The organism is Enterobacter cloacae complex sp. SHL020, assembly GCF_049236945.1.
Taxonomy (GTDB): Bacteria; Pseudomonadota; Gammaproteobacteria; order Enterobacterales; family Enterobacteriaceae; genus Enterobacter; species Enterobacter dykesii.
On sequence record NZ_JBMKJF010000001.1, the window covers coordinates 374,142 to 399,709 of the forward strand.

Below are 25,568 nucleotides of genomic sequence, written 5' to 3' on the forward strand. Positions count from 1 at the left end.
AATTATAGGGTGAAAGTGCGACATTCAGCCATGGTCACAATGTAAGGATTATTTCCCTCCCGGAATGATAACTGACAGTTATCTATATGATTTGAAAGACCTCAAAAAAAGTTCATGAAACGTTTTAGCAATTCGTGGCATCGGCTGATTCATTCAGTTGACTTATACTTGCCTGAGCAATAATATCTGCCGTGACTAACTACTTGCCAGGGCAACCATTGTGAAAAGCACCAGTGATATCTTTAACGACGTTGTTCCGCTGGGTCGTCTTATTCATATGGTAAATCAGAAAAAAGATCGCCTGCTCAATGACTATCTGTCACCGCTGGATATCACCGCAACACAGTTCAAAGTGCTGTGTTCCATTCGCTGCGAAGTGTGTATCACGCCGGTTGAGCTGAAAAAGGTGCTCTCTGTCGATCTGGGTGCGTTAACCCGCATGCTCGATCGTCTCGTCTGCAAAGGATGGATAGAACGAAGCCCTAACCCGAATGACAAACGCGGCGTACTGGTGAAGCTGACCAGCGATGGCGCTGACATGTGCGAGCAATGTCATCAATTAGTAGGACAAACACTGCATCAGGAACTAACAAAAAACTTAACGGCAGATGAAGTGGCAACCCTTGAGCTTTTGCTGAAGAAAATACTGCCGTAAACAGAAAAAGAGGTATGACGATGTCCAGACGCAATACTGACGCTATCACCATTCATAGCATTTTGGACTGGATCGAAGATAACCTGGAATCGCCGCTCTCCCTTGAAAAAGTGTCAGAGCGTTCAGGTTACTCCAAATGGCACCTGCAACGGATGTTCAAAAAAGAGACCGGTCATTCATTAGGTCAATACATTCGCAGCCGCAAGCTGACGGAAATTGCCCAGAAACTGAAAGAAAGCAATGAGCCGATCCTTTATCTGGCGGAGCGTTACGGATTTGAATCGCAACAAACCCTGACGCGTACCTTCAAGAACTATTTTGACGTGCCGCCTCATAAGTACCGAATCACCAGCGTGCCGGGCGAATCCCGATACCTGTATCCGTTAAAACACTGTAGCTAATCATCGCCTGTAAAGACGTAACCGAGGAAATCATGAAAGTTACCGCCTCCGCCGCCCTCGCCTTGCTGGTGCTCTTCTCCAGCCAGACCTTCGCGGAGCAAACCCCTCGTGCAACGCAGCAAAATAATCCTGATACGATGATTTTGCCGTCAGCACATGACCAGTCGCCTTATGATTTCAACCATATGGGTGCTGGTAGCGACAAATCCGACGAATTAGGCGTGCCTTATTATAATCAGCACGGCCTCTGATTCGTTTTTGCCCCGCAGACGCGGGGCTTTTTTATGCCTTTTCGCTTACCCGCGTCGCCCGACGAACCCGCAGACCAAACACGTTAATGTACAGCCCGGCCATGATCAGCACGGCGCCAAACAGCTGCAGCGCGCTCAGCGTTTCATCCAGCAAGAGTGCCGCACTGGCAAGCCCTACCACCGGCACCAGCAGGGATAACGGCGCCACGCGCCAGGTTTCATAACGCCCCAGCAGCGATCCCCAAATCCCGTAGCCCACAATGGTGGCGACAAAGGCCAGATAGACAAGAGAAAGGATCGTGGTCAGGTCGATCTCAACCAGGCTGTTCAGCATCACATCTGGACCATCAAGAATAAACGACGCCACCATAAATGGGATTATCGGGATCAGCGCGCTCCAGACCACCAGAGACATCACCTGCGGGCGCGCCTCGTGCTGCATAATCAGCTTGTTGAAGATATTCCCGCAGGCCCAGCTCAGCCCCGCCGCCAGCGTCAGCATAAAGCCGAGCAGTGCCACATGCTGACCATTCAGGCTGGCTTCAATGAGCACCAGAACGCCAAACACCGCCAGCGTAATGCCCGCCAGCTGTTTGCCCTGTAATCGTTCGCCAAACACGAAGGCGCCGAGAATAATGGTAAAGAACGCCTGCGCCTGCAGCACCAGCGAGGCAAGACCGGCCGGCATCCCGAACTTGATGGCGCAGAAGAGAAAGGCGAACTGGCCAAAGCTGATGGTCAGGCCATAGCCCAGCAGCAGCTTTAACGGGATCTTCGGACGGGCGACGAAAAAGAGCGCCGGGAAGGCGACCAGCAAAAAACGCAAACCGGCCAGCATCAGCGGCGGCATGTTGTGCAACCCCAGCTTGATGACCACAAAATTGAGCCCCCATACTACGACCACCAGCAACGCCAGCAGCCCGTCTTTACGCGTCATACCCTGCCCCTGAATTATTAATTATTTGTTAACACTTCAAGGTAACAGAAAAAAGCGCGCGGCGAGAAGATCATTAATTCTGGCAGTCAGGCGAAGCACTTAGGGATAAATTGGGCGCTATACAAGCCCCTTATGTCGTGATACTCCTTTTAGGACACAACATAAAAAGCATAAGCAATTGTCGGGCAGGAATATGAAACCATCTCTCAGGCGCTCAACCGCAGCGCTGCTGGCGTCGTCATTGTTATTAACCATCGGTCGGGGGGCAACGCTGCCGTTCATGACCATTTATCTCACGCGCGTCTACAGCATGAGCGTCGAGAATATTGGTTATGCCCTGACGATTGCGCTGACTATCGGCGTGGTGTTCAGCCTGGGATTTGGCATTCTTGCCGATAAGTTTGATAAAAAGCGCTATATGCTGATCGCGATCGTGGCCTTTATCGCCGGCTTTGTCGCGATCCCGCTGGTGGATAACGTCACGCTGGTGGTGCTGTTCTTTGCGCTGATCAACTGCGCCTATTCCGTCTTTTCGACAGTGCTGAAGGCCTGGTTCTCCGACGTGCTTACCGCAAGCCAGAAAGCGCGCGTCTTCTCGCTTAACTACAGCTTCCTGAACATTGGCTGGACGATCGGGCCGCCGATTGGCACCCTGCTGGTGATGTACAGCCTGCAGCTGCCGTTCTGGCTGGCGGCCTTCTGCGCCGCGCTGCCGCTCGGATTCATCCATTTCTTCGTGCAGAAAAGCGTTGCGCTGGATACCGCCGAGGAGAAGATGCCCTGGCAGCCGTCGGTGCTGCTGAAAGACCGCGCGCTGTTCTGGTATACGCTCTCTGGCCTGCTCGCGTCATACGTCGGCGGATCGTTCGCGACCTGCATTTCGCAATACGTTCTGGCCGCGCATGCAGACAGTAATTTCGCCGAAAAGGTGGTCGCCGTGGTATTGCCCGTCAACGCCGCCGTGGTGGTGACGCTGCAATATGCGCTGGGCCGCAAGATCTCTGCCAGCAATATTCGCCCGCTGATGACCCTCGCCACCCTGTTTTTTATCGTGGGACTGGGTGGCTTTATGCTCTCCGGGGAAAACCTGGTTTACTGGGGCATCGCTGCCGCCATCTTTACCCTGGGAGAGATTATCTATGCGCCGGGTGAATACATGCTGATCGACAACATTGCCCCGCCGGGGATGAAGGCGAGCTATTTCTCCGCTCAGGCGCTGGGCTGGCTTGGCGCGGCGGCAAACCCGATGATCACCGGTATTATTCTGACCAACCTGCCACACTGGTCGTTATTTGTCATCATGATGGTCGCCATCGTCATTGCGTGGCTGATGATTTTGCGTGGGATGAGCGTGAAGGCGTGGTGCGAGTCACCGAAGGTGGCGTAGCGCTTCCAGGCCGGGTGAGGCGTAGCCGCCACCCGGCAATAAAGCATCAGTGGTGCAGCATTTCCTCTACCACCTGCTCTTTGTACATCTCATTTGGATAATAGGTCGGCCAGTTATCCATCTCTTTCAGCAGCGCCTCGTGGGAGGTGTTGCCCATGAAAATGTGGAAGTGCGAAGAGGCCTTCGGGGCGATGGTGTGGTCGCTGAACTGAACAAACTTCGGCGCCTTGCTGCCGGCATCATTACATTCAAACAGATAGCGAACCCCTTTTTTGCCCGATGCGTAGGTCAGTATTTTGTAGCCGCTGTAATCATACTGACAGCGGCTGACCGCTTTGCCCTTATGGAATTCCATCACGTTGTTTTCGATGCCGATAGCATCCACGTCCGTCGCATAGCCCGTGCGGTAGTACGCTTTCACCTCGTCAAAGGTTTTGCTTTTGTCTTTCTGCGCTTTCTGTTTAAACACCGGATCCAGCGAGCCGTCCAACAGGAACGGATAGACCGACTGCCAGGTTCCGTCCCAGTCAGACAGCTGCCTGTCCTTGACGTCTTTATCCTCAAACACGCCGTTCGCCGCTTTCTGTTCCGCTTCGGTCATCTGGTGGCCGTGCGAGTGTGCAAACAGCTGGCCGCTGACCAGCAGCGCCCCCAGAGTCATGGCAAATTTCCCAATATGTGCAGCCAAAGTAACGCCCTCATTCCGTTTTATAAGAATGAGGATGTTATATTATAACATTTCAGATCGCAACCAGGCCGCATACGCCCTCCTGCTCCATATTTTTACCCCGCCCGCGCTGAATGATGGAGCCGCGCGACATCAGCAGATAGCTGTCGGCCAGCTCGGCGGCAAAATCGTAAAACTGCTCTACCAGCAGGATCGCCATGTCGCCTCTGTTCGCCAGAGTGCGGATCACATGGCCGATCTCTTTAATGACGGACGGCTGTATGCCTTCCGTCGGCTCATCCAGAATCAACAGCTGCGGACGGCTCGCCAGCGCGCGACCAATCGCCAGCTGCTGCTGCTGTCCACCGGAGAGATCGCCCCCGCGGCGATGCTTCATCTCTTTGAGCACCGGAAACAGCTGCCAGATCTCATCCGGAACCTGCTTCGCCTCGCGGGCGGAAAAACGCGACAGCCCGAGCAGAAGGTTCTCTTCCACGGTCAGGCGCGGGAAAATCTCGCGGCCCTGCGGGACGTACGCTACGCCAGACTGCACCCGCTGGTGCGGCCTGCTGTGGGTGATCTTTTTACCCTGCCAGATGACCTCCCCGGTTTTCGCCGGGATCAGCCCCATCAGACACTTCAGCAGCGTGGTTTTCCCGACGCCGTTGCGCCCCAGCAGGCAGGTGACTTCTCCGGTGACGGCCTCAAAACTCACGCCGCGCAGGATATGGCTGCCGCCGTAATACTGATTCAGTTCGTTAACCTGTAACATCATCGCTCCTCAGCGTCCGAGATAGACCTCAATCACCTGCTCGTTGGCCTGCACCTCGCGAAGCGAACCTTCCGCCAGCACGCGTCCCTGATGCAGCACCGTGACGTGGTCGGCGATAGTCTCAACAAAGCCCATATCGTGCTCCACCACCATCAGGGAGTGCTTACCCGCCAGCGTTTTGAACAGCTCGGCGGTGTATTCCGTTTCCGCGTCGGTCATCCCGGCGGCCGGTTCGTCCAGCAGCAGCAGGTGCGGGTCCTGAACCAGCAGCATACCGATTTCCAGAAACTGTTTTTGCCCGTGAGAAAGCAGCCCGGCGCGGCGGTCGCGCTCGCTGCTAAGGCGCAGCAAAACCAGCATCTCATCGATGCGGTCGCGCTGCTCACCGTTGAGTTTTGCCCGCAGGCTCGCCCAGACGGATTTATCGGTTTTCATTGCGATTTCGAGATTTTCCCACACGGTCAGCGCTTCAAAGACCGTGGGCTTCTGGAATTTACGCCCGATCCCCTGGCGGGCAATGGCCGCAGGCTCCAGCGCGGTCAGATCGATGGACTGATCGTAAATCGCCCTGCCGCTCTTTGGCCGCGTTTTGCCTGTAATAACGTCCATTAGCGTGGTTTTACCGGCGCCGTTAGGGCCAATCACGCAGCGCAGCTCGCCCACGCCGATATTCAGCGAGAGATCGGTCAGGGCCTGAAACCCGTCAAAATTGACGTTAATGGCCTCAAGCTGAAGCACCGGGTCGGTCTGTTCACGGTAACGATCGCCCGGCAACTGACGGGTGAATAACCCTTCGGCTGGCTGCATTATTTCTCTCCCTTTCGAAACAGACCGTAGACGCCGCGCGGTAAAAACAGCGTGACGGCGATGAAAATCAACCCCAGGAACAGCTGCCAGTATTCCGGCATCGCGACGGTGAAGAAGCTCTTCGCCCCGTTCACCAGCGCCGCGCCAATCACCGGCCCGACCAGCGTGCCACGCCCGCCCAGCGCCACCCAGATCGCGGCTTCAATCGAGTTGGTCGGCGACATTTCACCGGGGTTAATAATGCCCACCTGCGGGACGTACAGCGCCCCCGCCAGGCCGCACAGCACGGCGGAGAGCGTCCATACCAGCAGCTTGAACCCGCGCGGATCGTAGCCGCAAAACGTCAGGCGGTTTTCGGCGTCGCGAACGGCGGTCAGGATGCGGCCAAACTTGCTCTTCGCCAGGGCAAATCCGGTGCCCAACGCCAGAATCAGCAACAGCACGGTCGCCAGAAACAGCGCGATGCGGGTGGTCGTTTCCGTTACCGAAAACCCGAGCAGCGTGGTGAAGCCGGTAAAGCCGTTATTGCCGCCAAAACCGGTTTCGTTGCGAAAGAACAGCAGCATCCCGGCATAGGTCAGCGCCTGGGTCATAATCGAGAAGTAGACCCCTTTGATCTTTGAGCGGAAGGCGAACCAGCCGAACACCAGCGCCAGCAGCCCCGGCACCATCACAATCAATACCAGCGCCCAGGCAAAATGCTGGGTGCCCCACCAGAACCACGGTAGTTCGCTCCAGGAGAGAAACGACATAAACGCGGGAAGACCGTCACCCGCGGCCTGACGCATCAGGTACATGCCCATCGCGTAGCCGCCCAGGGCGAAGAAGATGCCGTGCCCGAGAGAGAGCATCCCGGCGTAGCCCCACACCAGATCCAGCGCCACCGCAACGATGGCATAGCAGAGGATCTTGCCAGTCAGCGTCAGCATCCAGGTCGACAGCGCCAGCGGATGCGTCGCAGGCAGTAAGGCGAAAAACGGTAATATCAGCAGACACACCACCAGCAGGCTGCCTGCAATCTGCGTTGTGCGCGGCGCTTTGCGCGCCAGCGTTAAGGTCAGCGGCTGGCTCATCAGTCAATCACCCTCCCTTTCAGCGCAAACAGCCCCTGAGGGCGTTTTTGAATAAACAGCACGATCGCCACCAGAATCACGATCTTGCCCAGCACCGCCCCCATCTGCGGTTCAAGAATTTTATTGAAAATGCCCAGACCAAACGCCGCGGCGACGCTGCCTGCCAGCTGCCCTACGCCACCCAGCACGACCACGAGGAAGGAATCAATAATGTAGCCCTGGCCCAGCTCCGGCCCGACGTTACCGAGTTGCGATAACGCCACGCCGCCTAACCCGGCAATCCCTGATCCAAGCCCAAATGCCAGCATATCCACGCGGCCTGTCGGCACCCCGCAGCAGGCGGCCATGCTGCGGTTCTGCGTCACCGCGCGCACGTTTAGACCCAGACGGGTTTTATTCAGAATGAGCCAGGTAAAGAACAGCACCAGCAGCACGAAGCCCAGCACCACGATGCGGTTCCACGGCAGCGTCAGGTTGGCAAAAACCTGCACTCCGCCGGAGAGCCATGCCGGGTTGGCGACCTCCAGGTTCTGGGCGCCAAAGGTCATGCGCACCAGTTGGATGAGCATCAGGCTGATGCCCCACGTTGCCAGCAGCGTTTCCAGCGGACGACCGTACAGATGGCGGATCACCGTGCGCTCCAGCACCATTCCAATGCCCGCCGTCAGGCAGAACGCGACCGGCAAGGCGATAACGGGATAGAGCGCCAGCCACTGGGGTGCAAGCCCGGCCATCGCCTGCTGCACCATCCAGGTGGCATATGCCCCCAGCATCAGCATCTCGCCATGGGCCATGTTAATCACGCCCAGCAAGCCGTAGGTGATAGCCAGCCCCAGCGCGGCCAGCAGAAGTACCGACCCAAGGGACAGCCCCATAAACGCCTGGCCCAGCAGATCGCCCCACATCAGTCGATGCTGGATCTGGCTCAGACTCTCCTGCGCGGCGGCGCGAACCCCGGCATCCGGCTCGGTCTGCGCCTGGGTAAACGGGGTAAGTCTGGACTCCACGTCCGGATCGTCGGACTGCCCTAATAATTCGACGGCCTTGCGGCGCACCTCTGCCTGCGGGCTGGAGAGCTGGAGATTCGCCACCGCCAGTAAAAGCGCCTGACGTGCCACCGCGTCCGTTTCATCGTTTATCCGCTTTTCCAGAAAAGCGAGCATTCCGGGCTGGGCATCCCGCTGAAGCTGACGGGCTGAAGTTCGCCTTTCTGTGACACTGTCACTCACCAGCTGATGTGTAGCGATGGCCGTGGCGGCCAGAACCCGCAGCCGGTTGGTCAAACGAACGGCTTTGGCTGCCCCTTCGGTCGACTTAGCGTCACCGAGCGAGACCATTTGACCGTTGCGCTGCGAAAAGGCGTGCTTTTGGCTGTCGGCATAGAGGTTTTCTTTTTGCAGTGCCTGCAGCAGCGGCAGCCTCGCGGCGTCCGGCGCTTCGGCCCACTGCGTCAGCAACTCCGCCTGCTGGCTGCGGCTGGCGGCAACAAAACGATCGGCATCCGATGCCTGCGCCATCCCTGGCAGCAGTCCGGAAAGCCATACAAGAGCGATGAACATGCGCATGGCGTTCATGACGTTTCTCCCTGGTGATGGCTTAATTGCTGACGGTTTTCATCGGCTGGTCGGGCTTTTTATCGTTTCCGGCGATGAACGGGCTCCACGGCTGGGCGCGTACCGGCTGTTCCGTCTGCCACACCACGTTGAACTGACCGTTGCCTTCGATTTCACCGATCATGACCGGCTTATGCAGATGGTGGTTGGTGGCATCCATGGTGAGCGTAAAGCCTGACGGCGCCTTAAAGGACTGACCGGCCATCGCCGCACGCACTTTATCCACGTCGGTCGTGCCCGCTTTTTCCACCGCCTGCGCCCACATATGGATCCCCACGTAAGTCGCTTCCATCGGGTCGTTGGTCACCACGGTGTCGGCGTTTGGCAGCTTGTGCGCCTTCGCATAGGCTTTGTAATCCGCCACGAACGCCTGGTTAGTCGGATTATCGACGGACTCAAAGTAGTTCCACGCGGCCAGGTTACCCACCAGCGGTTTGGTGTCGATCCCGCGCAGCTCTTCTTCGCCCACGGAGAACGCCACCACCGGCACGTCGGTCGCCTTCAGGCCCTGGTTAGCCAGCTCTTTGTAAAACGGTACGTTGGAGTCACCGTTGATGGTCGACACCACGGCGGTTTTGCCGCCTGCAGAGAATTTTTTGATGTTGGCGACGATGGTCTGGTAGTCGCTATGACCAAACGGGGTGTAAACCTCTTCGATGTCCTTATCCTCCACCCCTTTCGAATGCAGGAAAGCGCGCAGGATCTTGTTGGTGGTGCGCGGGTAAACATAGTCCGTGCCCAGCAGGAAGAAGCGCTTCGCCGCGCCGCCGTCTTCGCTCATCAGGTATTCCACCGCCGGGATGGCCTGCTGATTCGGTGCGGCGCCAGTATAGAACACGTTTGGCGACATTTCTTCGCCTTCATACTGCACCGGATAGAACAGCAGGCCGTTCAGCTCCTCGAAGACCGGCAGCACGGATTTGCGCGATACCGACGTCCAGCAGCCGAATACCACCGCCACTTTATCCTGACTTAACAGCTGGCGCGCCTTCTCGGCAAACAGCGGCCAGTTTGAGGCGGGATCCACCACCACCGGCTCCAGTTTTTTACCCAGCACGCCACCTTTCGCGTTGATCTCGTCGATGGTCATCAGCGCGACGTCTTTCAGCGGCGTTTCGGAGATGGCCATGGTGCCGGAAAGAGAATGCATGATCCCTACTTTGATGGTATCGGCCGCCTGCACGCCAAAACTCATTCCCATCGCCACGACTGACGCGGATAACGCAAAGGCTTTTAATAAGGTACGACGCTGCATATTTTCACTCCTGAAAAAGAACGCTGTCAAAACGTCCGTTACGGCGTGGACGCGGAAAAAAATGTGTCAGCGAAGCAGGAGCAAAAAGGATGCCAGAATGGAGGAGGCGCTATTTCAGGTGGGGGAACGCGGGATGTAAAGAGAACGACTCAGAATGGCACAGCGCTGCACTTTTATAATGCAGCGCTGTGGAAGAGGCTTTACCAGACTTCGCTGGCGATCTGCGTGACCAGACGGACTTTGTCCCACTGCTGGGATTCACTCAGGCTGTTGCCCTCTTCTGTAGAAGCAAAGCCGCACTGCGGGCTGAGGCAAATTTGCTCTTTTGCCACGTATTTTGCCGCCTCTTCCAGACGGGCTTTAATCCCCTCCGGGTTCTCCAGCTCACCGTTTTTCGTGGTGATCAGACCCAGCACCACCTGCTGTTTGCCCGGGCGAATGAAGCGCAATGGCGCGAAATCCCCGCTGCGGTCGTTGTCGTATTCAAGGAAGAACGCGTCAACGTTGACCGTTCCGAACAGCACCTCCGCCACCGGCTCATAGCCGCCTTCGGAAATCCAGGTGGAACGGAAGTTACCGCGACAGACGTGCAGCCCGATGGTCAGATCGTCCGGCTTACCTTCCAGCGCCTTGTTCAGGACGCGGGCATAGATACGTGCCAGCTCATCGGCATCATCGCCGCGCTCGCGGATCTGACGGCGCTGGTCGTCCGAACAAAGATAGGCCCAGACGGTGTCGTCCAGCTGCAGGTAGCGGCAGCCCGCGTCGTAAAATGCGTGGATGGCGTCGCGCCAGGTGGTCGCCAGATCGTCGAAATAGTCATTCAGATCCGGGTACACCGTCGCATCGATGTCTTTGCGCCCGCCGCGGAAATGAAGCACGCTCGGGCTGGGTATGGTCATCTTCGGCTGAGCATTGCCGCTGATGCTTTTCAGATAGCGGAAATCTTCCAGCATCGGATGGTCGCCAAAGCCCAGCTTGCCGGTGACGCGCACGCCGTGGGCTTTGGTTTGTACCCCGTTGAACTGGATACCCTGCTGTGAATCGTAACGCTCAACCCCCTGCAGACCGTCGAAGAAGTCGAAGTGCCACCAGGCACGGCGAAATTCACCGTCGGTCACGACATGCAGGCCGCACGCACACTGCTGCTCAACGACGTGGCGAATGGCATCGTCTTCCACCGCGCGAAGCTGTCCGGCGTCAATCTCGCCGCTGGCGAACTTCAGGCGAGCCTGCTTGATGGCATCCGGGCGTAAAAAACTGCCGACTACGTCGGCGCGATACGGGGCGTGGTGTCGTTGCATGGAAATCTCCTCAGTCTGCCGGCGATAATTGCCCGCAGTGATAATTCATCATTTGAAGTTTTAGACTTCTGGATGTCTAAATGTCCAAAAAAGATGTCATACCTGTCCTGTTCCGGCAAACGAGAAAATTTCACGGGTGTTGAAAAAAATTCATCTTCACAGCGCGACGGCGGTTTCGCTGCTGGCAAAGGCGAACTTTTCATCCTCCCAGCCGGCGATCCCCCCGAGCATGATTTTGACCGGCAGCCCGAGGCGCGCCAGCTTCAGCGCGGCTCTGTCCGCGCCGTTACAGTGCGGACCTGCGCAGTAAACGACGAACAGCGTGCCTTCAGGCCATTCGGCCATACGCCCGGCAGTCATCTGGCTCCGTGGCAGGTGCAATGCGCCCGGCACGTGACGGCGGGCAAACTGCTCCGGACTCCCCACCACGTGCAGCAAAACAAAATCTTGCTCATTATTGGCGATGGCGTGATGCACATCCGCGCAGTCGGTTTCAACGCTCAGTCGGCGCAGAAAATGGGTAACGGCTTCCTGCGGCTCGGCAGCCGGAAATTCAGTAACATAGCTCATGATCCTTCCTCATCTTTGGCGTTTGTGTTAACACTACTCTATCCACAAATTCAGCCCGTGAATGCGTTCGCTTATGCCAGAAAACAGCAAAAAGATGACAAACTTAAGACAAATTGCCCGCCCGCAGGTGGTCGTGCTGGCGTATGACGGTCTGTGTACCTTTGAGTTTGGCGTAGCGGTGGAGATCTTCGGCCTGCCGCGTCCCGAGCTGGGCGACGAATGGTATCGTTTTGCGGTGGCGAGCGTGGACAGCGGTGAACTTCGGGCAACTGGAGGGATCCGCATCGTTACCGATGGTGATTTAAGCCTGCTTGCGTCTGCGGATCTGATTGTGGTTCCCGGCTGGCGTGGGCTGGACTCGCCGGTTCCGGACGCGCTCAGCGAGGCATTACGTCAGGCCAGCGCACGAGGATGCCGGCTGCTGTCCATCTGCTCGGGGGTGTTTGTGCTGGCCGCAACGGGGCTGCTGAACGGCCGCAAAGCAACGACGCACTGGCGCTACATTGACGCGCTTAAAGCCCGTTACCCTGACATCGACGTGGTTGAAGATGTGCTCTACCAGGACGAAGGCGATATTCTGACGTCCGCTGGCAGCGCGGCGGGAATCGATCTCTGTCTGCACGTTGTGCGGCGGGATTATGGCATGGAAACCGCCAACAGCGTGGCGCGTCGGCTGGTCATTCCTCCACACCGGGATGGTTCACAGCCGCAGCAGCTTAGCCGCCCTGTGGCGCAGCTGCGGGAGAGCCAGCGTCTCGGACAGCTATTTGATTTTCTGCACATGCATCTTATCGAATCGCACAGCGTCGACTCCCTGGCGCGTCGGGTCGGAATGAGCCAGCGCACCTTCCTTCGTCGCTTCGAGGCGGCAACGGGGACGACGCCCGCACGCTGGTTAATCAATGAGCGCCTGCTGAGAGCAAAAGATTATCTGGAAAGCAGCCGGTTAAGCGTCGACAGCATCGCTGAGCAGACCGGGTTTGGGCAGGCATCGACATTGCGTCATCATTTTCGCCAGCAGTTCGCACTTTCCCCGGCTCAGTATCGCAAACAGTTTTCACGTTCTGACACTGCCCGCTAGCGGCATAAGTGCAAAAAAAACCGCCATTAACTGGCGGTAAATGCTTGCATGGATAGATTTGTGTTTTGGTCTCTACGTCCCGACACTCCATGGCCGGGCTGCGGATCGCCTACAACCTAACACCCGTTGTCTTAACGAAGGTTAAACAGTCTGATTAACCTGCATGGGTATTGATCTGCAAATAACGCATAAGCCCCTGCTCAGCGCTCTGTTTTGCGTCGTCATTAATGGCTTCAAGATAAAAGGAACGGGCGACACCATAAGGTGCTTTTTCAGAGGGATACACCGCGAACTGGAATGTTTTTCCTCTTGCCTGATGAGTGCAATCTAATTCCCAGCGTCGATCGTTTATTTTTTTGCTGGAGCAGGCAACGCCACCATAATCGCTGGTTAAATAGGAACCCACGCGAATTTCTGCAGACTGAATATATTCTGGTTCGTCATTACCTGCATAACGAATCCCAACAACAGCTCCAACAGCCACCGCCAGAAGCGCAAGCGCTATTATTTTTTTCATTTATGAATGACCTGTTCCTTAGCCCGAGATAACTATTATATAAGATTTATCCTTAATGCAAATATCCAATTGTGGTCCAGAAATGGAGCTTTACAAAGTTTCAGATGACTTTTAGGAAATGTCTTAACCGTAATTCCGAATCCACAATATTTGACATTTTCTTTTCGCTAATTTTAATTTTTGAATAATAACCCTTAAAAATAATCGACATGATTATCCCGCATTGTTTTTAAGCGGTGAATCCATGATTAAAAAAGGGTTATCTTTCGTCATGCTTATCTGTGCGCTGTTTTCCGGCCAGCTTATGGCCGGGCACAAAGGACACGAATATTTATGGGTCAAGAATGTGGCGCATCAGCTTCGTCATGAAGCCGACAGCGATGAGTTGCGAAGCGCTGCGGAAGAGTCGGCGGAGGGTTTGCGCGAACACCACCTGTGGCAGAAATCGCGCAAACCGGACACGCACGTTCGGTAGTTAGCTGCCCTTGCGTTTCGGCAGCGTTTTCATCAGATCGTCCGGACTGACGGACGCCACAATGCTGCCAGGCTGCGGCATTTTGAAGATGTGGTTTTTCATCTTGCCAATCACGTGCATTTCGCAGGGACGACAGTCGAATTTAAGGGTTAGCACTTCGTCACCGTTTACCAGCTGCATAGGGGTGGCCTTCCAGCTCTTAATGTTCCCTTTCGCCTGCTTAGGACACAGGTTAAAGGCAAAGCGCAGGCAGTGCTTGGTGATCATCACCGGCACATCGCCCTTCTCTTCATGCGCTTCATAGGCTGCGTCGATCAGCTGCACGCCATGGCGATGATAGAATTCACGCGCTTTATGGTTGTAGACGTTAGCGAGGAAGGATAAATGGGTGTCCGGGTAGACTGGCGCAGGGACGGTTTCCGCTTTACGGCTTCCGCGCGGATACTGTGCCAGGCGCGCGGCATCCAGCATCTCTGCCGTTTCGCGGCGGAACTGGTTAAGCAGGCTGTTCGGCACGAACAGCGCGTCCGGCAGATTCACGTCGATCGCGCGCGCGTAATAAATCGTCTGGCCCAGCTTCGCCACGCCATCCTTCAGGCTGTTAAGCGCTTTTTCCGCGTTGTTTGCCACCTCGAAATGACCATCGAGCGTATGCGTCACGCTAATGCCGTCTTCACAGGTCATGGTCAGAATTAGCTGCTCTTCCCAGCCGCCCAGCTCAATATCCACGGCGATACGGCGTTCGCTGGAGGTTTTCAGCAGCGCCTGCTGCCAGTTATGATCGAGGTTACGGTTAAGCGCCGCGTTCGGCCGCGCCTTGTAGAGATCGGCGGGCATTTCATTCGGCCAGACGCGGTAGCGGTTCTCGCCGGTTTTCTCGACCGTATTGGCACGGAAGCCTACGACCTCACGCTTAATCATCACGTTAAGGCCATCGCCGTTCGCCAGCGGTTCCGTCACTTCAACATCAAGGTGATCTTTCGCCACTTTCAGCACTTCACCCACCGGTAAACCGATAAACTTCGGTGAGTCGAACGCGCCGATATCCCCTTTACGGGCATTCACAAAATAGTCCGTGCTGCCGCGGTGGAACGTTTTGTCCGTCGACGGAATAAAGAAATGCTCGGTGCGCCCGGCCGACGCGCGCGCCAGGTCGCCGCGATCTTCGATAATGGCGTCCAGCATCTGGCGATAGTGCGCGGTGATGTTCTTCACGTAGCTCATATCTTTGTAGCGCCCTTCAATCTTGAAGGAACGCACGCCCGCGTCGATCAGCGCGCCCAGGTTGGCCGTCTGATCGTTGTCCTTCATAGAAAGCAGGTGTTTTTCGAACGCCACGACGCGGCCCTGATCGTCTTTCAGGGTATACGGCAGACGGCAGGCCTGAGAACAGTCGCCGCGGTTGGCGCTGCGGCCCGTCTGCGCGTGGGAAATATTGCACTGACCGGAATAAGCCACGCACAGCGCACCGTGGATAAAGAACTCAATCGTCGCGTCTGTCGCCTGGTGAATGTCGCGGATCTGATTCAGGTTCAGCTCGCGCGCCAGAACGATCTGCGAAAAGCCGACGTCGGAGAGAAACTTCGCCTTCTCGACCGTGCGGATATCGCACTGGGTACTGGCATGCAGTTCAATGGGCGGAATATCCAGCTCCAGAACGCCCATGTCCTGAACGATCAGGGCATCAACGCCGGCCTGGTAGAGATCGGTAATCAGACGTTGCGCGGGCTCCAGCTCATCATCATGAAGAATGGTGTTCAGGGTCACGAACACTTTCGCCCCGAAACGATGGGCGAACGGCACCAGTTCAGCAATATCGCTCAGGCTGTTGCTGGCGTTATGGCGGGCACCGAAGCCAGGGCCGCCAATGTAGACGGCGTCAGCGCCGTGAAGGATCGCTTCACGGGCAATGGCGGCGTCGCGGGCCGGGCTTAAAAGTTCAAGATGATGGGATTGCAGGCGCATACTTCGTCGTTATCCGTTATGGTCAAAATGGCGGCTATTGTAGTCAGAAGTCTGCGTCAGCGAAACAGTTTTGCGTAGCCTCAGCGGGGATAATGAATCAGGGAGTGAAAATGCACCGTCCGGTCGCTGCTGTTGCGGTAGGCGTGCGGTTTATCGCCGGCGAAACGGACGCCCGAATCGGCAGATATCGTCTGCCATTTGCCCTCGAGCTTCATCTCCAGCTCGCCGCTGACCACCACCACATGTTCAATCACCCCCGCCTCATGCGGCGTGGATTCACTCAGCGCGCCGGGTGCCAGCGTAATCGAGAAATAATCAAACCCGAGCGTCTCGTCCCACGGAAAAAGCGGTTTGACCACCATCGCCTGCTGCTGCGGGTCAAACACCGCCTGTCGGTCCGCCTCTGGCGTGATGAACGCGGAAAACGGCACGTTCAGCCCGGTGGCTATTTTCCACAGCGTCGACACCGTCGGGCTGGATTCATTGCGCTCGATTTGCCCCAGCATCGCTTTTGACACGCCGGTCTCGTCCGCGAGCTTCGACAAACTCCAGCCGCGCGTCTGGCGCAGCGTTTTCAGCGTTGTTGCAAGGTGTAGTGTGATGTCCATGGTCCCTCCTGATGGCGATCAGCATACCACTTGTACGCTATAGCGCACAGTGTTACCTTATATCGGACGTTATAACGCACAACGGAGTTTTCATGCGCCCTTCCTCTCACCTTGTTCCAGTCGCCCTGGCTGGATTTGTCGCCGTGCTGGTCGGTTACGCCAGCTCGGCCGCCATCATCTGGCAGGCAGCCGCGGCGGCTGGTGCCAGCGCGCAGCAGATCGCAGGCTGGATGACCGCGTTGGGGATTGGGATGGGCGTCAGCACGCTGGCGCTTTCCTGGTGGTACAAAGCGCCGGTGCTGACCGCCTGGTCGACGCCCGGCGCGGCGCTGCTCGCTACCAGCCTGCACGGCGTGACGCTGCCGGAAACGATCGGCGTGTTCATCTTTGCTAACGGGCTTATTTTACTTTGCGGCATTACCGGGCTTTTCGCCCGTCTGATGAAGCTTATCCCGCATTCGCTTGCTGCCGCCATGCTGGCAGGCGTGTTGCTGCAGTTTGGCCTGCACGCGTTTGCGCACCTGGAGGGTCACTTTCTGCTGTGCGGCAGCATGATTGCGGCGTGGCTGATGGCAAAAGCGCTGGCGCCGCGCTATGCCATCGTGGTCACGCTGCTGGTCGGCGGTATCGTGGCATGGGCGGGCGGTGACGTTGTCACGGATAAGCTCACGCTCTCCCTTACTATGCCTGAGTTTATTGCGCCCACGTTCACCTTCACCAGCCTGGTGAGTATTGGCGTGCCCTTCTTCCTGGTGACCATGGCCTCGCAGAACGCGCCGGGGTTCGCCACGATGAAAGCCTCCGGTTACCCGCTGGCGGTCTCACCTCTTATCGTCGTGACGGGCGGACTGGCGCTTCTGTTTTCTCCGTTTGGCGTCTTTTCAATCTGCATCGCGGCCATTACCGCCGCCATTTGCCAAAGCCCGGATGCACACCCGGACGCCGATAAACGCTGGCTGGCGGCCGTCGCAGCGGGAGGTTTTTATCTGCTTGCGGGGATTTTCGGCGGCTCGATTACCGGGCTGATGGCCGCTTTGCCGCTCAGCTGGATCCAGACGCTCGCCGGTCTGGCGCTGCTGGGAACCATTAGCGGGAGTTTATATCAGGCGCTGAATCACGAGGCGGAGCGCGACGCGGCCATCGTCACGTTCCTGATGACCGCGAGCGGCGTCACGATCCTCGGCATCGGTTCGGCATTCTGGGGGCTGGTGCTGGGCGGCGTGTGCTATGCCCTGTTTTCACGCGCGCGCCGCGCGTAGCTGCGAAGGCGTCATACCCGTCGCGCTGCGAAAGCGGTTGCTGAAGTGGCTGGCGGAGTTAAACCCACAGGCAAGGGCGATGTCCGTTAGCGGCGTCGCCGTGTGCTGCACAAGGGCCTTCGCTTTTTCCATTCTTCTCTGCATCACGTACTGATGCGGCGCCAGCCCCGTCGACTGGCGGAACATGCGGGCAAAATGGTATTCGCTGAGGGCGGCCTGCGCCGCCAGTTCAGCCAGCGTCAGGGGTTGTCCGAGGTTCTCTTCAATAAAGGCCAGCACGTTGCGCAGCACGAATGGCGATAGCCCGCCGGTGACGACCGGCAGCTTCCACTGAACGTTAGAGTAGTTTTGCAGCAGATGGGTCAGGAGCAGCGTAGAGGCCGTGCTCAGGGTGAGCTGGTTGGCATGCTGCTGCCAGTCGCAGCCGAGCAAAAACTGGCGATAAAGCGCGGTGATCTTCGGATCGCTACCAAAAATGCGCTCGTCCAGCGTCAGCGAAAGCGGGCGCTTATCCCAGATCTTCTCCCCCACGTCGCGCAGGTGTTCGTCGGTGCAGTAGAGATGGACAAACGACAGGTCATCGCGGATATCCCACGTCGATTCGCTCTCTTTTGGCATCAAGCAGAAACGGTTCGGCCCCCCGCCGTTCCTCCAGCCGCCCGGCGTTTTTTGGTAGCTTTCGTAGCCGTCCGCCACGTACAGGCTCAGGGTATGGTGGTTACTTTTTACCGTTATCGTATCGTGCTTGTTGTACCACGCTGCCAGCTGGATGCCCGAGTTCAGCGAGACGGTTTCCCGCAGGACCGCATTCTGTTGGCAAAGCGTTTCAAAGGTATCGTAAGCGTGAGACATGACCGTAAGCGCGTGATTGACTGGAATATCAGTCTAAGAAGAGTTGTCTCCCGTTGCCAGCCCCCGGGGAAGAAAAAAGCGCAAGATTTTGCAAGTCGACCGCAAGCCGGTGAAAGCCCCTGACCGATCTCAGCGGCATACTGCGGGCTTCCATGGTTTGAGAAGAGAAAAATATGAACGCATTATTATACGGACTGGTGGTGGTCATCTGGGGAACCACCTGGATTGCGATTTTCCTGCAGCAGGGTCCCGTAGCGGCACCCGTCTCTATTTTCTGGCGTTTCGCCGTCGCCAGCCTCACGATGATGGTGGTGTTACTCGCCCTGCGCCGCCTGCGCAAGCTGGCGCTGCGGGATCACCTCTTTTGTATGCTCCAGGGATGCTGCGTTTTCTGCTTTAACTTCTGGTGTTTTTACACGGCAGCGGCACATATCAATACCGGGCTGGAATCGGTGATCTTCTCCATGGCCGTGCTCTATAACGCCATTAACAGCTTTATCTTCTTCGGGCAGCGCCCGCCCGCGCGTTTCTGGACGGCGGCGGCTCTGGGCCTGACTGGGATCGTCACCCTCTTCTGGGACGATCTGCTGGCCAGCGGCTGGAGCGCGTCGCTCCTGACCGGGATTGGTCTTTCCGCGCTCGGCACCTACGGCTTCTCGCTGGGCAATATGATCAGCATGCGTCACCAGCGCAGAGGCTTGGAAACCATGACCACCAACGCCTGGGCGATGCTCTACGGCACGCTGGTAATGGGTTGCATTGCCCTGCTCAGAGGCGACAGCTTCGCGCCAGAGTGGACCATCAGCTACATTGGCGCGCTGCTCTATCTGGCCGTGTTTGGTTCGGTGATTGCCTTTGGCGCCTACTTCACGCTGGTGGGACGTATCGGTCCGGGCAAAGCGGCCTACAGTACGCTGCTCTTCCCGCTGGTGGCGCTGTCCATCTCCACGGTGTACGAAGGCTACGTCTGGCATATCAACGGAATCGTGGGGTTATTGCTGATTTTGGGGGGAAATATGGTGATGTTTACCAAACCAGAAACCTGGTTCAGACGCTTACGAATGGCGTAAATAAAAAGGCCTGCATTACGCAGGCCGTTTTATTTTATTTCGCGGTCTTTTTCACATCAAACATGGTGGCGTCCGTCGCCATGTCATCAACTACCTGTTTCAGCGTCGCAAAGCCCATCGGCGTATTTTCGTTTGCCAGCTCTTTACCTTCGCCTTTACGAACCACCTTCATTACGGACTTATTGGTTGCCGCATCAATCAGCTCACCTTCAAAGTAAAGATGGGTATCCATGGTGCGATGTCCGGTTGCCATTTGCGTACCTGCTACCACCAGCGCGACCGGCACCACTTCATAGAACTGCAGACCCTCTTTCTGCGAACTCACCCCGGTAATTGCACCGCGGAAAATCAGGCTGTGTTTACCCGGCGTGGTCACCACTGGCTTACGGGTACCAATAGCGGTTTTCATTTTGTTATTGGTGTAATTCAACAGCTCATCAAGCGTTTTTTGACCAATTTGAGTGGTCGGTTTAGGCGCAGGATAATAAGTAATCGGCGTCCAGAGAATACTGTCGTAATTAGCTTCGTTATAAGAAGGATCAACCCAACGCAGCGTTGGTTTTCCCGTCGCAGACGTCGTCTGCTGCAAGCCGGAATAGTCTTTTAAAAAGCCAGAATATTGTTCGGGAGCCGCGACTTTTGAAGAACAGCCCGCCAACGCCAACAGACCAGTAAGCACTGCAACTTTAAAAAAAGTTTGAGAACGCATGATAGTTTTCCGTGTTATCTGCAAGTATGCATTTGAAGTTATAGCAAAAGACCGATGGGTTTGTTGTGACAAAAAATGATGCGGAGAGCACAAATTGCGAAAAGACTGCCCGGAGGCGTGCCGGGCAGTGAAAAATTACTGATTTATATCCAGTTGCCAGAACAGATGTTTGCCAAACGGGTCAATTTCATAGCCCGTCACCTCCTTGCGCACCGGCTCGAAAATGGTTGAATGCGCAATCATCACCGCCGGCATTTGATCATGCATCATTTGCTGAGCCTCTTTATACAGCGCCACGCGTTTATCGCGATCGGTGGTTGATTTTGCTTCCGCAATAATTTTATCGAAGGGCTTGTAGCACCATTTCGCCGAATTTGAGCCACCGTTTGCCGAGGTACAGGTAAATAGCGGACCAAAGAAGTTGTCGGGATCGCCCGTTGCGGTCGTCCAGCCCATCAGCGCGGCCTGATGTTCCCCGCCCTTCACGCGCTTAAGATATTCGCCCCACTCGTAGGTGACGATTTTGGTCTGTACGCCGATTTTCGCCCAGTCGGCCTGAATCATTTCCGCCATGCGTTTCGCATTCGGATTGTACGGACGCTGCACCGGCATCGCCCACAGGTCGACGCTCACGCCGTTGGCAAAACCGGCCTCTTTCAGCAGCGCTTTCGCCTTTTCAGGATCGTAATCGTAATCCTTAAGCTCGCTGTCTGCGCCCCAGACGCCCGGCGGCAGGAGGTTCTTCGCCGCAGTGCCGGTGCCGTGGAACACCGCATCAATAATGGCCGGTTTGTTGATGGCCATCGCCAGCGCCTGACGGACTTTTACGTTATCCAGCGGCGGTTTTTGGGTATTGAACGCCAGAAAACCGGTATTCAGTCCGGCTTTGCTCATCAGGTTGATGTCTTTGTTCGCCTTCATGCGCGGCAGGTCCGCCGGGTTCGGGAACGGCATCACCTGACATTCGTTCTTCTCAATTTTGGCAAAACGCACGGAGGCATCCGGCGTGATGCTAAACACCAGCCGGTCCAGCTTCGATTTCCCCTGCCAGTAGTCGGCAAACGCCGTGAACAGGATCCGCGAATCCTTCTGATACTGGGCCAGCTTAAACGGGCCGGTGCCTATAGGCTCCATATCCACCTTCTCGGGCGTGGCCGCTTTGAGCATCGCGTCGGCATATTCCGCGGACAGGATCGAGGCAAAATACCATGCCAGATCGGCGACAAACGGCGCTTCCGGGTGCGCCAGGGTAAAGCGCACGGTGTGGTCATCAACTTTATCAATGCCGGTTATCAGGCTGCCAAATTCCAGACTTTCGAAGTTGGAGTAGCTGCCGTTAGAGACGTTGTGATACGGATGATTCACGTCTTTCTGACGCATAAACGAGAAAATCACGTCGTCGGCGTTAAAGTCGCGGGTCGGCGTGAAGGATTTATTACTCTGGAATTTAACGCCCTTACGCAGATGGAAGGTGTAAACCTTGCCGTCGTCGCTCACCTCCCAGCGCTCCGCCAGGCTCGGCACCAGCTCCGTGGTGCCGGGTTTGAAATCGACCAACCGGTTATAGACCGGCACGGCGCTGGCGTCCACGCTGGTTCCCGAGGTGTATAGCTGAGGATTAAAGTTTTCCGGCGATCCTTCGGAGCAATACACCAGCGTTTTCGCGGCAACGGTGGAACTGACCGTGAGTGCAGCAAGCGCCAGCGTTAAAGTTGTGAGTTTGCTTTTCATCATTTATTCCTGTCTTTTTAATTCGACGGCTAATTAATTCTTTTGCCATTTCATAAATAACATTAAAGTGATGTGGCAAACACCTGAAAAATAAATAAGGAATAAATCACTATGGGCTCGCCGCTTTCCAGACAATTAACGCACCGTTTTTTCCGCTATCTCGCGATCACCAGCCAGAGCGATCCTAAAGTCAAAACCCTGCCCTCAACGCCGGGCCAGCACGACATGGCGCGGGAACTGGCGCAGGAGCTGGCGCAGCTGGGTTTAGACGACATTGTTATTGATGAATTCGCCACGGTAACGGCGGTAAAAAAAGGCAACGTGCCCGGTGCGCCGCGCATCGGCTTTATTACCCATATTGATACCGTGGACGTGGGATTATCACCGGATATTCATCCACAAATATTAACCTTTACCGGCGAAGATCTCTGTCTTAATAAAGAGAAAGACATCTGGCTGCGGGTTAACGAGCATCCTGAAATTCTGGCGTATCCGAATGAGGAGATTATTTTCAGCGACGGAACCAGCGTATTGGGCGCGGATAATAAATCGGCGGTCACGGTGGTCATGACGGTGCTGGAAAACCTGACCGCGGAACATCAGCACGGAGATATCGTCGTGGCGTTTGTGCCTGACGAAGAGATCGGCCTGAACGGTGCAAAAGCGCTGGACCTTAAGCGCTTTGACGTCGACTTCGCCTGGACTATCGACTGCTGCGAGCTGGGGGAAATTGTCTACGAGAACTTTAATGCGGCAGCCGCTGAAATCCGCTTTACCGGCGTAACGGCGCACCCGATGTCCGCCAAAGGCGTGCTGGTGAATCCCCTGCTGATGGCGACTGATTACATCAGCCATTTTGACCGTCTGCAAACGCCAGAGTGCACCGAGGGGCGTGAAGGCTACATCTGGTTTAACGGCATTCAGGCCGGGCAAAACGAGGCCATTCTTAAGGCCAATATCCGCGACTTTGACAAGAACAGCTTTGCCGCCCGCAAGCAGCAGATTGCCGACGTTGCCGCGCTGATTGCCGCCCAACATCCAACGGCCAGGCTAAACTATCGCATTGAAGATACCTACAGCAATATCAGCAATGCGATTGGTGAGGACCGGCGCGCCATCGATCTGATGTTCGAGGCGATGGAATCGCTCGGCATCACGCCGAAACCGACGCCCATGCGCGGCGGTACCGACGGCGCGGCGCTCTCGGCAAAAGGGCTGCTCACGCCGAACTTCTTCACCGGCGCGCATAACTTCCACTCGAAGTTTGAATTCCTGCCGCTGTCGTCGTTCGAGGCGTCTTATAACACCGCACTGCAGATCTGCCTGCTGGCCGCCCGTTAAGCGGGCTTGCGCGCCAGCATCGTGGCAAAGCGCAGCTTGATGCGGTTGCCGTTTTCATCGGTGCGGTGCAGTTCGCCAACGTCTTCGTTGTATTTGAGCAACTCCCAGCCTTCGTAGTAGTTGCTCAGCTCGCCGCTTTTGAACGCAAACGGGAAGCCGACGGTGCACGGGTAATCCGCCGTGTCCATCGCGGCAACAATCAGGTTGTAGCCGCCGGGCTTGGTGCAGCGCTGCATGTTGGCGATAAGTCCCGGGATGGTTTTTGACTCCAGGAACATCAGCACCACGGTGGAGAGAATGAAATCGTACTCGCCGTCAAAACTGAGATTGTTGAGATCTTTAATCGCCGTGTGGAGGTTATCGATCCCTTCTTCCGCCTTAATGCGCTCGATATTATCGATGCTCATCGGGTTCTTGTCCCATGCGGTGACATCGTGGCCGTTAGCTGCAAGATAGAGGCTGTTACGGCCGTTGCCGCAGCCCAGATCCAGCGTTTTACCGGGTTTCACAATCTCCGCGCTGTACAGCACTTCTGAATGGGTACGGGTTAAGCCATATTTCTCTGTGAAGTAATTCTCATCGACAGTCATTGTTTTCCTGCGTTCTCATAAAGTGAAAGTGCATCCTGGATGCTATTTTAAGGCGTTTACCGTCTGGTTGCCAGCCGCTCGAAAATCGAAAAATTTGCTACGTTTAGTGAAGACGCTTATCAGAGAAATAAAGATGAACAAATATCGCCTCAGCGACGAAACCCGCCTCTGGCAATGGAAAAACGGCGACACTACCCGCTCCGTCACGCTGCGGCAGATCATCGCGACAGTGGATTTTAACGACGTGACGGCCGGCACGAAAGGCGGCTGGGTTGACGATGAGCGCGCCCTCGCGCAGGACGGCGACTGTTGGATCTACGACGAAAACAGCGTGGTGTTCGCCGGAGCGACCGTGTCCGGCAACGCGCGTCTTACCCTGCCGTGCGTCGTGAGCCATGATGCCCGTATCGGTGACAGCTGCTGGCTGGACGGCGCAGAGGTCAGCCACGGGGCGCGAATAAGTGACAACGTCACCATTCAGCAATCCTGCGTAAGGGGCGAGTGCCATCTCTACGGCGACGCCCGCATTTTGCACAATAGCGTTATCATTGCCGCCAAAGGGCTGACGCCGGACCATGACCAGATCCTGCAAATCTACGATAAGGCGACGGTGAGCCAGTCGCGCATTGTGCATCAGGCGCAGATCTACGGCGAGGCGATGGTTAATTTTGCCTTTGTTGAGCACCGCGCCGAAATATTCGACAACGCCATCCTCGAAGGTAACGACTTAAATAACGTCTGGGTGTGCGACTGCGCAAAGGTCTATGGCAACGCCCGCGTGATTGCCGGTTATGACGACGATGCTATTCCGACGGTGCGCTACAGCTCTCAGATTGCGGAGAATGCCGTGGTGGAAGGAAACTGCGTCATCAAGCATCACGTCCTGATTGGCGGTCAGGCCTGGCTGCGCGGCGGGCCGATCATGCTGGATGATAAAGTCGTGATTCAGGGACGCGCGCGGATCAGTGGCGATGTGCTGATCGAGCACCGGGTTGAAATCACAGATGATGCGGTCATTGAAGCGTTTGCCGGGGAGAGCATTCACCTGCGCGGCGAAAAGGTGATTAACGGCGACCAGCGCATCACCCGCACCCCGCTGCTGGGCGCGTTATAGGGCGTAGATCTTACCGTAGATATTCACATCGTCAAAGCGGCCATTCAGGTATTCCGCTTCCCGCAAGCACCCTTCCAGCGTAAAACCGTTGCGCACGGCAACGCTGTTGCTGTGCTGATTCGCCACCCGACACTTGATCACAAAACGGCGGATCTCCCCGCGCTCAGCGTAGTAGCGCATAAACGCCTGCAGTGACCGGGAGAGAATGCCCTGCCCCTGGTGGGCTTCATCCAGCCAGTAGCCGATGTACCCGGCTTTGTTGGCTGGTTCAATCGTATTGAACGACAGCACGCCAACCAGTTCATCACTCTTGAAGATCAAAAACATTTTGGCGTAGCCGCGCTGATGCAGCATCTGATTGCTCTGCACGTTGCGGCGGGTATCCTCCTCGCTGCCGACGTGCTGCGCCCAGTCAAAGGCGGTTTGCAGAAAGGTTTTATTTTTGACGACGAGATTATGCAGATCGGCGGCGTAGCGCTCTTCGACGGCGCGAAGCTCGAGAGCGTCAGATATCGGGATTATTTCGGATTTTGCTGCGGTCATTGCCCCTCACCCTATCCCTCT

Annotated in this window: 27 protein-coding genes; 10 read left to right on the forward strand and 17 right to left on the reverse strand. The window is 56.3% G+C overall.

The window, feature by feature from the left end; genetic code table 11:
* Positions 1–220 precede the first annotated feature (220 nt).
* The 3 genes from marR to marB are packed head-to-tail and all read left to right on the forward strand — an operon-like array spanning position 221 to position 1,307.
* Positions 221–655, forward strand: coding sequence for a multiple antibiotic resistance transcriptional regulator MarR (marR, locus tag ACOTZB_RS01760; protein WP_032647191.1), 435 nt, complete (start codon positions 221–223; stop codon positions 653–655).
* 20 nt (positions 656–675) lie between these two features.
* The gene (marA, locus tag ACOTZB_RS01765; RefSeq protein WP_008502237.1) at positions 676–1,056 is read left to right on the forward strand and encodes an MDR efflux pump AcrAB transcriptional activator MarA; all 381 of its coding nucleotides are present in this window, start codon (positions 676–678) and stop codon (positions 1,054–1,056) included.
* Between the two features lie 32 nt (positions 1,057–1,088).
* Complete coding sequence (gene marB, locus ACOTZB_RS01770) at positions 1,089–1,307, forward strand: multiple antibiotic resistance protein MarB (RefSeq protein ID WP_029741246.1); 219 nt, start codon at positions 1,089–1,091, stop codon at positions 1,305–1,307.
* 31 nt (positions 1,308–1,338) lie between these two features.
* On the opposite strand, the gene eamA is transcribed toward marB, so the two are convergent.
* Entirely contained in the window at positions 1,339–2,244 is a 906-nt protein-coding gene (eamA, locus tag ACOTZB_RS01775) for an O-acetylserine/cysteine exporter (RefSeq protein WP_126328517.1), read from the reverse strand.
* 193 nt (positions 2,245–2,437) lie between these two features.
* On the opposite strand from eamA, the gene ydeE reads away from it, so the two are divergent.
* The gene (ydeE, locus tag ACOTZB_RS01780; protein ID WP_126328516.1) at positions 2,438–3,631 is read left to right on the forward strand and encodes an efflux MFS transporter YdeE; all 1,194 of its coding nucleotides are present in this window, start codon (positions 2,438–2,440) and stop codon (positions 3,629–3,631) included.
* Positions 3,632–3,677: 46 nt separating this feature from the next.
* Here the strand turns inward: ydeE and zinT are convergent, their stop codons facing one another.
* The 8 genes from zinT to ACOTZB_RS01820 all read right to left on the reverse strand — a co-directional run bounded on the left by zinT (position 3,678) and on the right by ACOTZB_RS01820 (position 11,692).
* Positions 3,678–4,319 (reverse strand): metal-binding protein ZinT, encoded by a 642-nt coding sequence (gene zinT, locus ACOTZB_RS01785; protein ID WP_421626350.1) that lies wholly within the window; start codon positions 4,317–4,319, stop codon positions 3,678–3,680.
* A 52-nt stretch (positions 4,320–4,371) separates the two neighbouring features.
* Entirely contained in the window at positions 4,372–5,070 is a 699-nt protein-coding gene (gene urtE / locus ACOTZB_RS01790; protein WP_421626605.1) for an urea ABC transporter ATP-binding subunit UrtE, read from the reverse strand.
* A 9-nt stretch (positions 5,071–5,079) separates the two neighbouring features.
* On the reverse strand, positions 5,080–5,877 hold the full coding sequence (gene urtD, locus ACOTZB_RS01795) for an urea ABC transporter ATP-binding protein UrtD (protein ID WP_023311769.1): 798 nt from the start codon (positions 5,875–5,877) through the stop codon (positions 5,080–5,082).
* Positions 5,877–6,950, reverse strand: a complete 1,074-nt coding sequence (gene urtC / locus ACOTZB_RS01800) for an urea ABC transporter permease subunit UrtC (protein WP_193807141.1) — start codon at positions 6,948–6,950, stop codon at positions 5,877–5,879. Before urtC ends, urtD begins: the two co-directional genes overlap by 1 nt.
* Positions 6,950–8,524: an urea ABC transporter permease subunit UrtB gene (gene urtB, locus ACOTZB_RS01805; protein ID WP_421626351.1), complete on the reverse strand. Its 1,575-nt coding sequence runs from the start codon at positions 8,522–8,524 to the stop codon at positions 6,950–6,952. Before urtB ends, urtC begins: the two co-directional genes overlap by 1 nt.
* Positions 8,525–8,546: 22 nt before the next feature.
* Complete coding sequence (gene urtA / locus ACOTZB_RS01810) at positions 8,547–9,818, reverse strand: urea ABC transporter substrate-binding protein (RefSeq protein ID WP_047651279.1); 1,272 nt, start codon at positions 9,816–9,818, stop codon at positions 8,547–8,549.
* 200 nt (positions 9,819–10,018) lie between these two features.
* Positions 10,019–11,122, reverse strand: a complete 1,104-nt coding sequence (locus tag ACOTZB_RS01815; RefSeq protein ID WP_421626352.1) for a cobalamin-independent methionine synthase II family protein — start codon at positions 11,120–11,122, stop codon at positions 10,019–10,021.
* A gap of 156 nt (positions 11,123–11,278) precedes the next feature.
* Entirely contained in the window at positions 11,279–11,692 is a 414-nt protein-coding gene (locus ACOTZB_RS01820; RefSeq protein ID WP_047651277.1) for a rhodanese-like domain-containing protein, read from the reverse strand.
* A gap of 73 nt (positions 11,693–11,765) precedes the next feature.
* Between ACOTZB_RS01820 and ftrA the strand changes: the two genes are divergently transcribed.
* Entirely contained in the window at positions 11,766–12,773 is a 1,008-nt protein-coding gene (gene ftrA / locus ACOTZB_RS01825; RefSeq protein WP_421626353.1) for a transcriptional regulator FtrA, read from the forward strand.
* 154 nt (positions 12,774–12,927) lie between these two features.
* Here ftrA and ACOTZB_RS01830 read toward each other — a convergent pair whose 3' ends face one another.
* Positions 12,928–13,290, reverse strand: coding sequence for a hypothetical protein (locus tag ACOTZB_RS01830; protein WP_421626354.1), 363 nt, complete (start codon positions 13,288–13,290; stop codon positions 12,928–12,930).
* A 244-nt stretch (positions 13,291–13,534) separates the two neighbouring features.
* Here ACOTZB_RS01830 and ACOTZB_RS01835 point away from each other — a divergent pair, with 244 nt between their 5' ends.
* Positions 13,535–13,765 (forward strand): DUF2554 family protein, encoded by a 231-nt coding sequence (locus ACOTZB_RS01835; protein ID WP_039262502.1) that lies wholly within the window; start codon positions 13,535–13,537, stop codon positions 13,763–13,765.
* On the opposite strand, the gene ACOTZB_RS01840 is transcribed toward ACOTZB_RS01835, so the two are convergent.
* Together ACOTZB_RS01840 and ACOTZB_RS01845 are read right to left on the reverse strand one after the other, a co-directional pair.
* On the reverse strand, positions 13,766–15,730 hold the full coding sequence (locus ACOTZB_RS01840; protein ID WP_126328509.1) for a peptidase U32 family protein: 1,965 nt from the start codon (positions 15,728–15,730) through the stop codon (positions 13,766–13,768). It lies immediately after the preceding gene.
* 80 nt (positions 15,731–15,810) lie between these two features.
* Positions 15,811–16,338, reverse strand: coding sequence for a helix-turn-helix domain-containing protein (locus ACOTZB_RS01845; RefSeq protein WP_257830184.1), 528 nt, complete (start codon positions 16,336–16,338; stop codon positions 15,811–15,813).
* A 92-nt stretch (positions 16,339–16,430) separates the two neighbouring features.
* Here ACOTZB_RS01845 and ACOTZB_RS01850 point away from each other — a divergent pair, with 92 nt between their 5' ends.
* Complete coding sequence (locus ACOTZB_RS01850) at positions 16,431–17,597, forward strand: benzoate/H(+) symporter BenE family transporter (RefSeq protein ID WP_421626355.1); 1,167 nt, start codon at positions 16,431–16,433, stop codon at positions 17,595–17,597.
* Here ACOTZB_RS01850 and ACOTZB_RS01855 read toward each other — a convergent pair.
* Positions 17,577–18,449, reverse strand: a complete 873-nt coding sequence (locus ACOTZB_RS01855) for a helix-turn-helix transcriptional regulator (RefSeq protein WP_421626356.1) — start codon at positions 18,447–18,449, stop codon at positions 17,577–17,579. The two genes, ACOTZB_RS01850 and ACOTZB_RS01855, sit on opposite strands and share 21 nt — an antisense overlap.
* Before the next feature lie 173 nt (positions 18,450–18,622).
* Between ACOTZB_RS01855 and ACOTZB_RS01860 the strand changes: the two genes are divergently transcribed.
* On the forward strand, positions 18,623–19,519 hold the full coding sequence (locus ACOTZB_RS01860; protein WP_421626357.1) for a DMT family transporter: 897 nt from the start codon (positions 18,623–18,625) through the stop codon (positions 19,517–19,519).
* 34 nt (positions 19,520–19,553) lie between these two features.
* Here the strand turns inward: ACOTZB_RS01860 and ACOTZB_RS01865 are convergent, their stop codons facing one another.
* Both ACOTZB_RS01865 and ACOTZB_RS01870 read right to left on the reverse strand, forming a co-directional pair.
* On the reverse strand, positions 19,554–20,228 hold the full coding sequence (locus ACOTZB_RS01865; protein WP_421626358.1) for a DUF3313 domain-containing protein: 675 nt from the start codon (positions 20,226–20,228) through the stop codon (positions 19,554–19,556).
* Positions 20,229–20,363: 135 nt separating this feature from the next.
* A complete protein-coding gene (locus ACOTZB_RS01870) occupies positions 20,364–21,959 on the reverse strand; it encodes an ABC transporter substrate-binding protein (RefSeq protein WP_421626606.1) in 1,596 nt (531 codons plus the stop codon).
* 111 nt (positions 21,960–22,070) lie between these two features.
* Here ACOTZB_RS01870 and pepT point away from each other — a divergent pair, with 111 nt between their 5' ends.
* Positions 22,071–23,300 (forward strand): peptidase T, encoded by a 1,230-nt coding sequence (pepT, locus tag ACOTZB_RS01875; RefSeq protein ID WP_421626359.1) that lies wholly within the window; start codon positions 22,071–22,073, stop codon positions 23,298–23,300.
* Here the strand turns inward: pepT and tehB are convergent.
* Positions 23,297–23,890, reverse strand: coding sequence for a tellurite resistance methyltransferase TehB (gene tehB / locus ACOTZB_RS01880; RefSeq protein WP_126303285.1), 594 nt, complete (start codon positions 23,888–23,890; stop codon positions 23,297–23,299). The genes pepT and tehB overlap by 4 nt on opposite strands.
* Before the next feature lie 133 nt (positions 23,891–24,023).
* Between tehB and ydcK the strand changes: the two genes are divergently transcribed.
* Positions 24,024–25,004, forward strand: a complete 981-nt coding sequence (ydcK, locus tag ACOTZB_RS01885; RefSeq protein ID WP_421626360.1) for a YdcK family protein — start codon at positions 24,024–24,026, stop codon at positions 25,002–25,004.
* Here ydcK and rimL read toward each other — a convergent pair.
* Entirely contained in the window at positions 24,999–25,547 is a 549-nt protein-coding gene (rimL, locus tag ACOTZB_RS01890; protein WP_421626361.1) for a 50S ribosomal protein L7/L12-serine acetyltransferase, read from the reverse strand. The genes ydcK and rimL overlap by 6 nt on opposite strands.
* Positions 25,548–25,568 lie beyond the last annotated feature (21 nt).

What these genes read in the sequence shown, in the direction of transcription:
- marA (WP_008502237.1), top strand. Translation starts at nt 676, where the DNA reads ATGTCCAGACGCAATACTGACGCTATCACCATTCATAGCATTTTGGAC.
- marB (WP_029741246.1), top strand. Translation starts at nt 1,089, where the DNA reads ATGAAAGTTACCGCCTCCGCCGCCCTCGCCTTGCTGGTGCTCTTCTCC.
- eamA (WP_126328517.1), bottom strand. Translation starts at nt 2,244, where the DNA reads ATGACGCGTAAAGACGGGCTGCTGGCGTTGCTGGTGGTCGTAGTATGG.
- ydeE (WP_126328516.1), top strand. Translation starts at nt 2,438, where the DNA reads ATGAAACCATCTCTCAGGCGCTCAACCGCAGCGCTGCTGGCGTCGTCA.
- urtE (WP_421626605.1), bottom strand. Translation starts at nt 5,070, where the DNA reads ATGTTACAGGTTAACGAACTGAATCAGTATTACGGCGGCAGCCATATC.
- urtD (WP_023311769.1), bottom strand. Translation starts at nt 5,877, where the DNA reads ATGCAGCCAGCCGAAGGGTTATTCACCCGTCAGTTGCCGGGCGATCGT.
- urtC (WP_193807141.1), bottom strand. Translation starts at nt 6,950, where the DNA reads ATGAGCCAGCCGCTGACCTTAACGCTGGCGCGCAAAGCGCCGCGCACA.
- urtB (WP_421626351.1), bottom strand. Translation starts at nt 8,524, where the DNA reads ATGAACGCCATGCGCATGTTCATCGCTCTTGTATGGCTTTCCGGACTG.
- urtA (WP_047651279.1), bottom strand. Translation starts at nt 9,818, where the DNA reads ATGCAGCGTCGTACCTTATTAAAAGCCTTTGCGTTATCCGCGTCAGTC.
- ACOTZB_RS01815 (WP_421626352.1), bottom strand. Translation starts at nt 11,122, where the DNA reads ATGCAACGACACCACGCCCCGTATCGCGCCGACGTAGTCGGCAGTTTT.
- ACOTZB_RS01820 (WP_047651277.1), bottom strand. Translation starts at nt 11,692, where the DNA reads ATGAGCTATGTTACTGAATTTCCGGCTGCCGAGCCGCAGGAAGCCGTT.
- ftrA (WP_421626353.1), top strand. Translation starts at nt 11,766, where the DNA reads ATGCCAGAAAACAGCAAAAAGATGACAAACTTAAGACAAATTGCCCGC.
- ACOTZB_RS01830 (WP_421626354.1), bottom strand. Translation starts at nt 13,290, where the DNA reads ATGAAAAAAATAATAGCGCTTGCGCTTCTGGCGGTGGCTGTTGGAGCT.
- ACOTZB_RS01835 (WP_039262502.1), top strand. Translation starts at nt 13,535, where the DNA reads ATGATTAAAAAAGGGTTATCTTTCGTCATGCTTATCTGTGCGCTGTTT.
- ACOTZB_RS01840 (WP_126328509.1), bottom strand. Translation starts at nt 15,730, where the DNA reads ATGCGCCTGCAATCCCATCATCTTGAACTTTTAAGCCCGGCCCGCGAC.
- ACOTZB_RS01845 (WP_257830184.1), bottom strand. Translation starts at nt 16,338, where the DNA reads ATGGACATCACACTACACCTTGCAACAACGCTGAAAACGCTGCGCCAG.
- ACOTZB_RS01850 (WP_421626355.1), top strand. Translation starts at nt 16,431, where the DNA reads ATGCGCCCTTCCTCTCACCTTGTTCCAGTCGCCCTGGCTGGATTTGTC.
- ACOTZB_RS01855 (WP_421626356.1), bottom strand. Translation starts at nt 18,449, where the DNA reads ATGTCTCACGCTTACGATACCTTTGAAACGCTTTGCCAACAGAATGCG.
- ACOTZB_RS01860 (WP_421626357.1), top strand. Translation starts at nt 18,623, where the DNA reads ATGAACGCATTATTATACGGACTGGTGGTGGTCATCTGGGGAACCACC.
- ACOTZB_RS01865 (WP_421626358.1), bottom strand. Translation starts at nt 20,228, where the DNA reads ATGCGTTCTCAAACTTTTTTTAAAGTTGCAGTGCTTACTGGTCTGTTG.
- ACOTZB_RS01870 (WP_421626606.1), bottom strand. Translation starts at nt 21,959, where the DNA reads ATGAAAAGCAAACTCACAACTTTAACGCTGGCGCTTGCTGCACTCACG.
- pepT (WP_421626359.1), top strand. Translation starts at nt 22,071, where the DNA reads ATGGGCTCGCCGCTTTCCAGACAATTAACGCACCGTTTTTTCCGCTAT.
- tehB (WP_126303285.1), bottom strand. Translation starts at nt 23,890, where the DNA reads ATGACTGTCGATGAGAATTACTTCACAGAGAAATATGGCTTAACCCGT.
- ydcK (WP_421626360.1), top strand. Translation starts at nt 24,024, where the DNA reads ATGAACAAATATCGCCTCAGCGACGAAACCCGCCTCTGGCAATGGAAA.
- rimL (WP_421626361.1), bottom strand. Translation starts at nt 25,547, where the DNA reads ATGACCGCAGCAAAATCCGAAATAATCCCGATATCTGACGCTCTCGAG.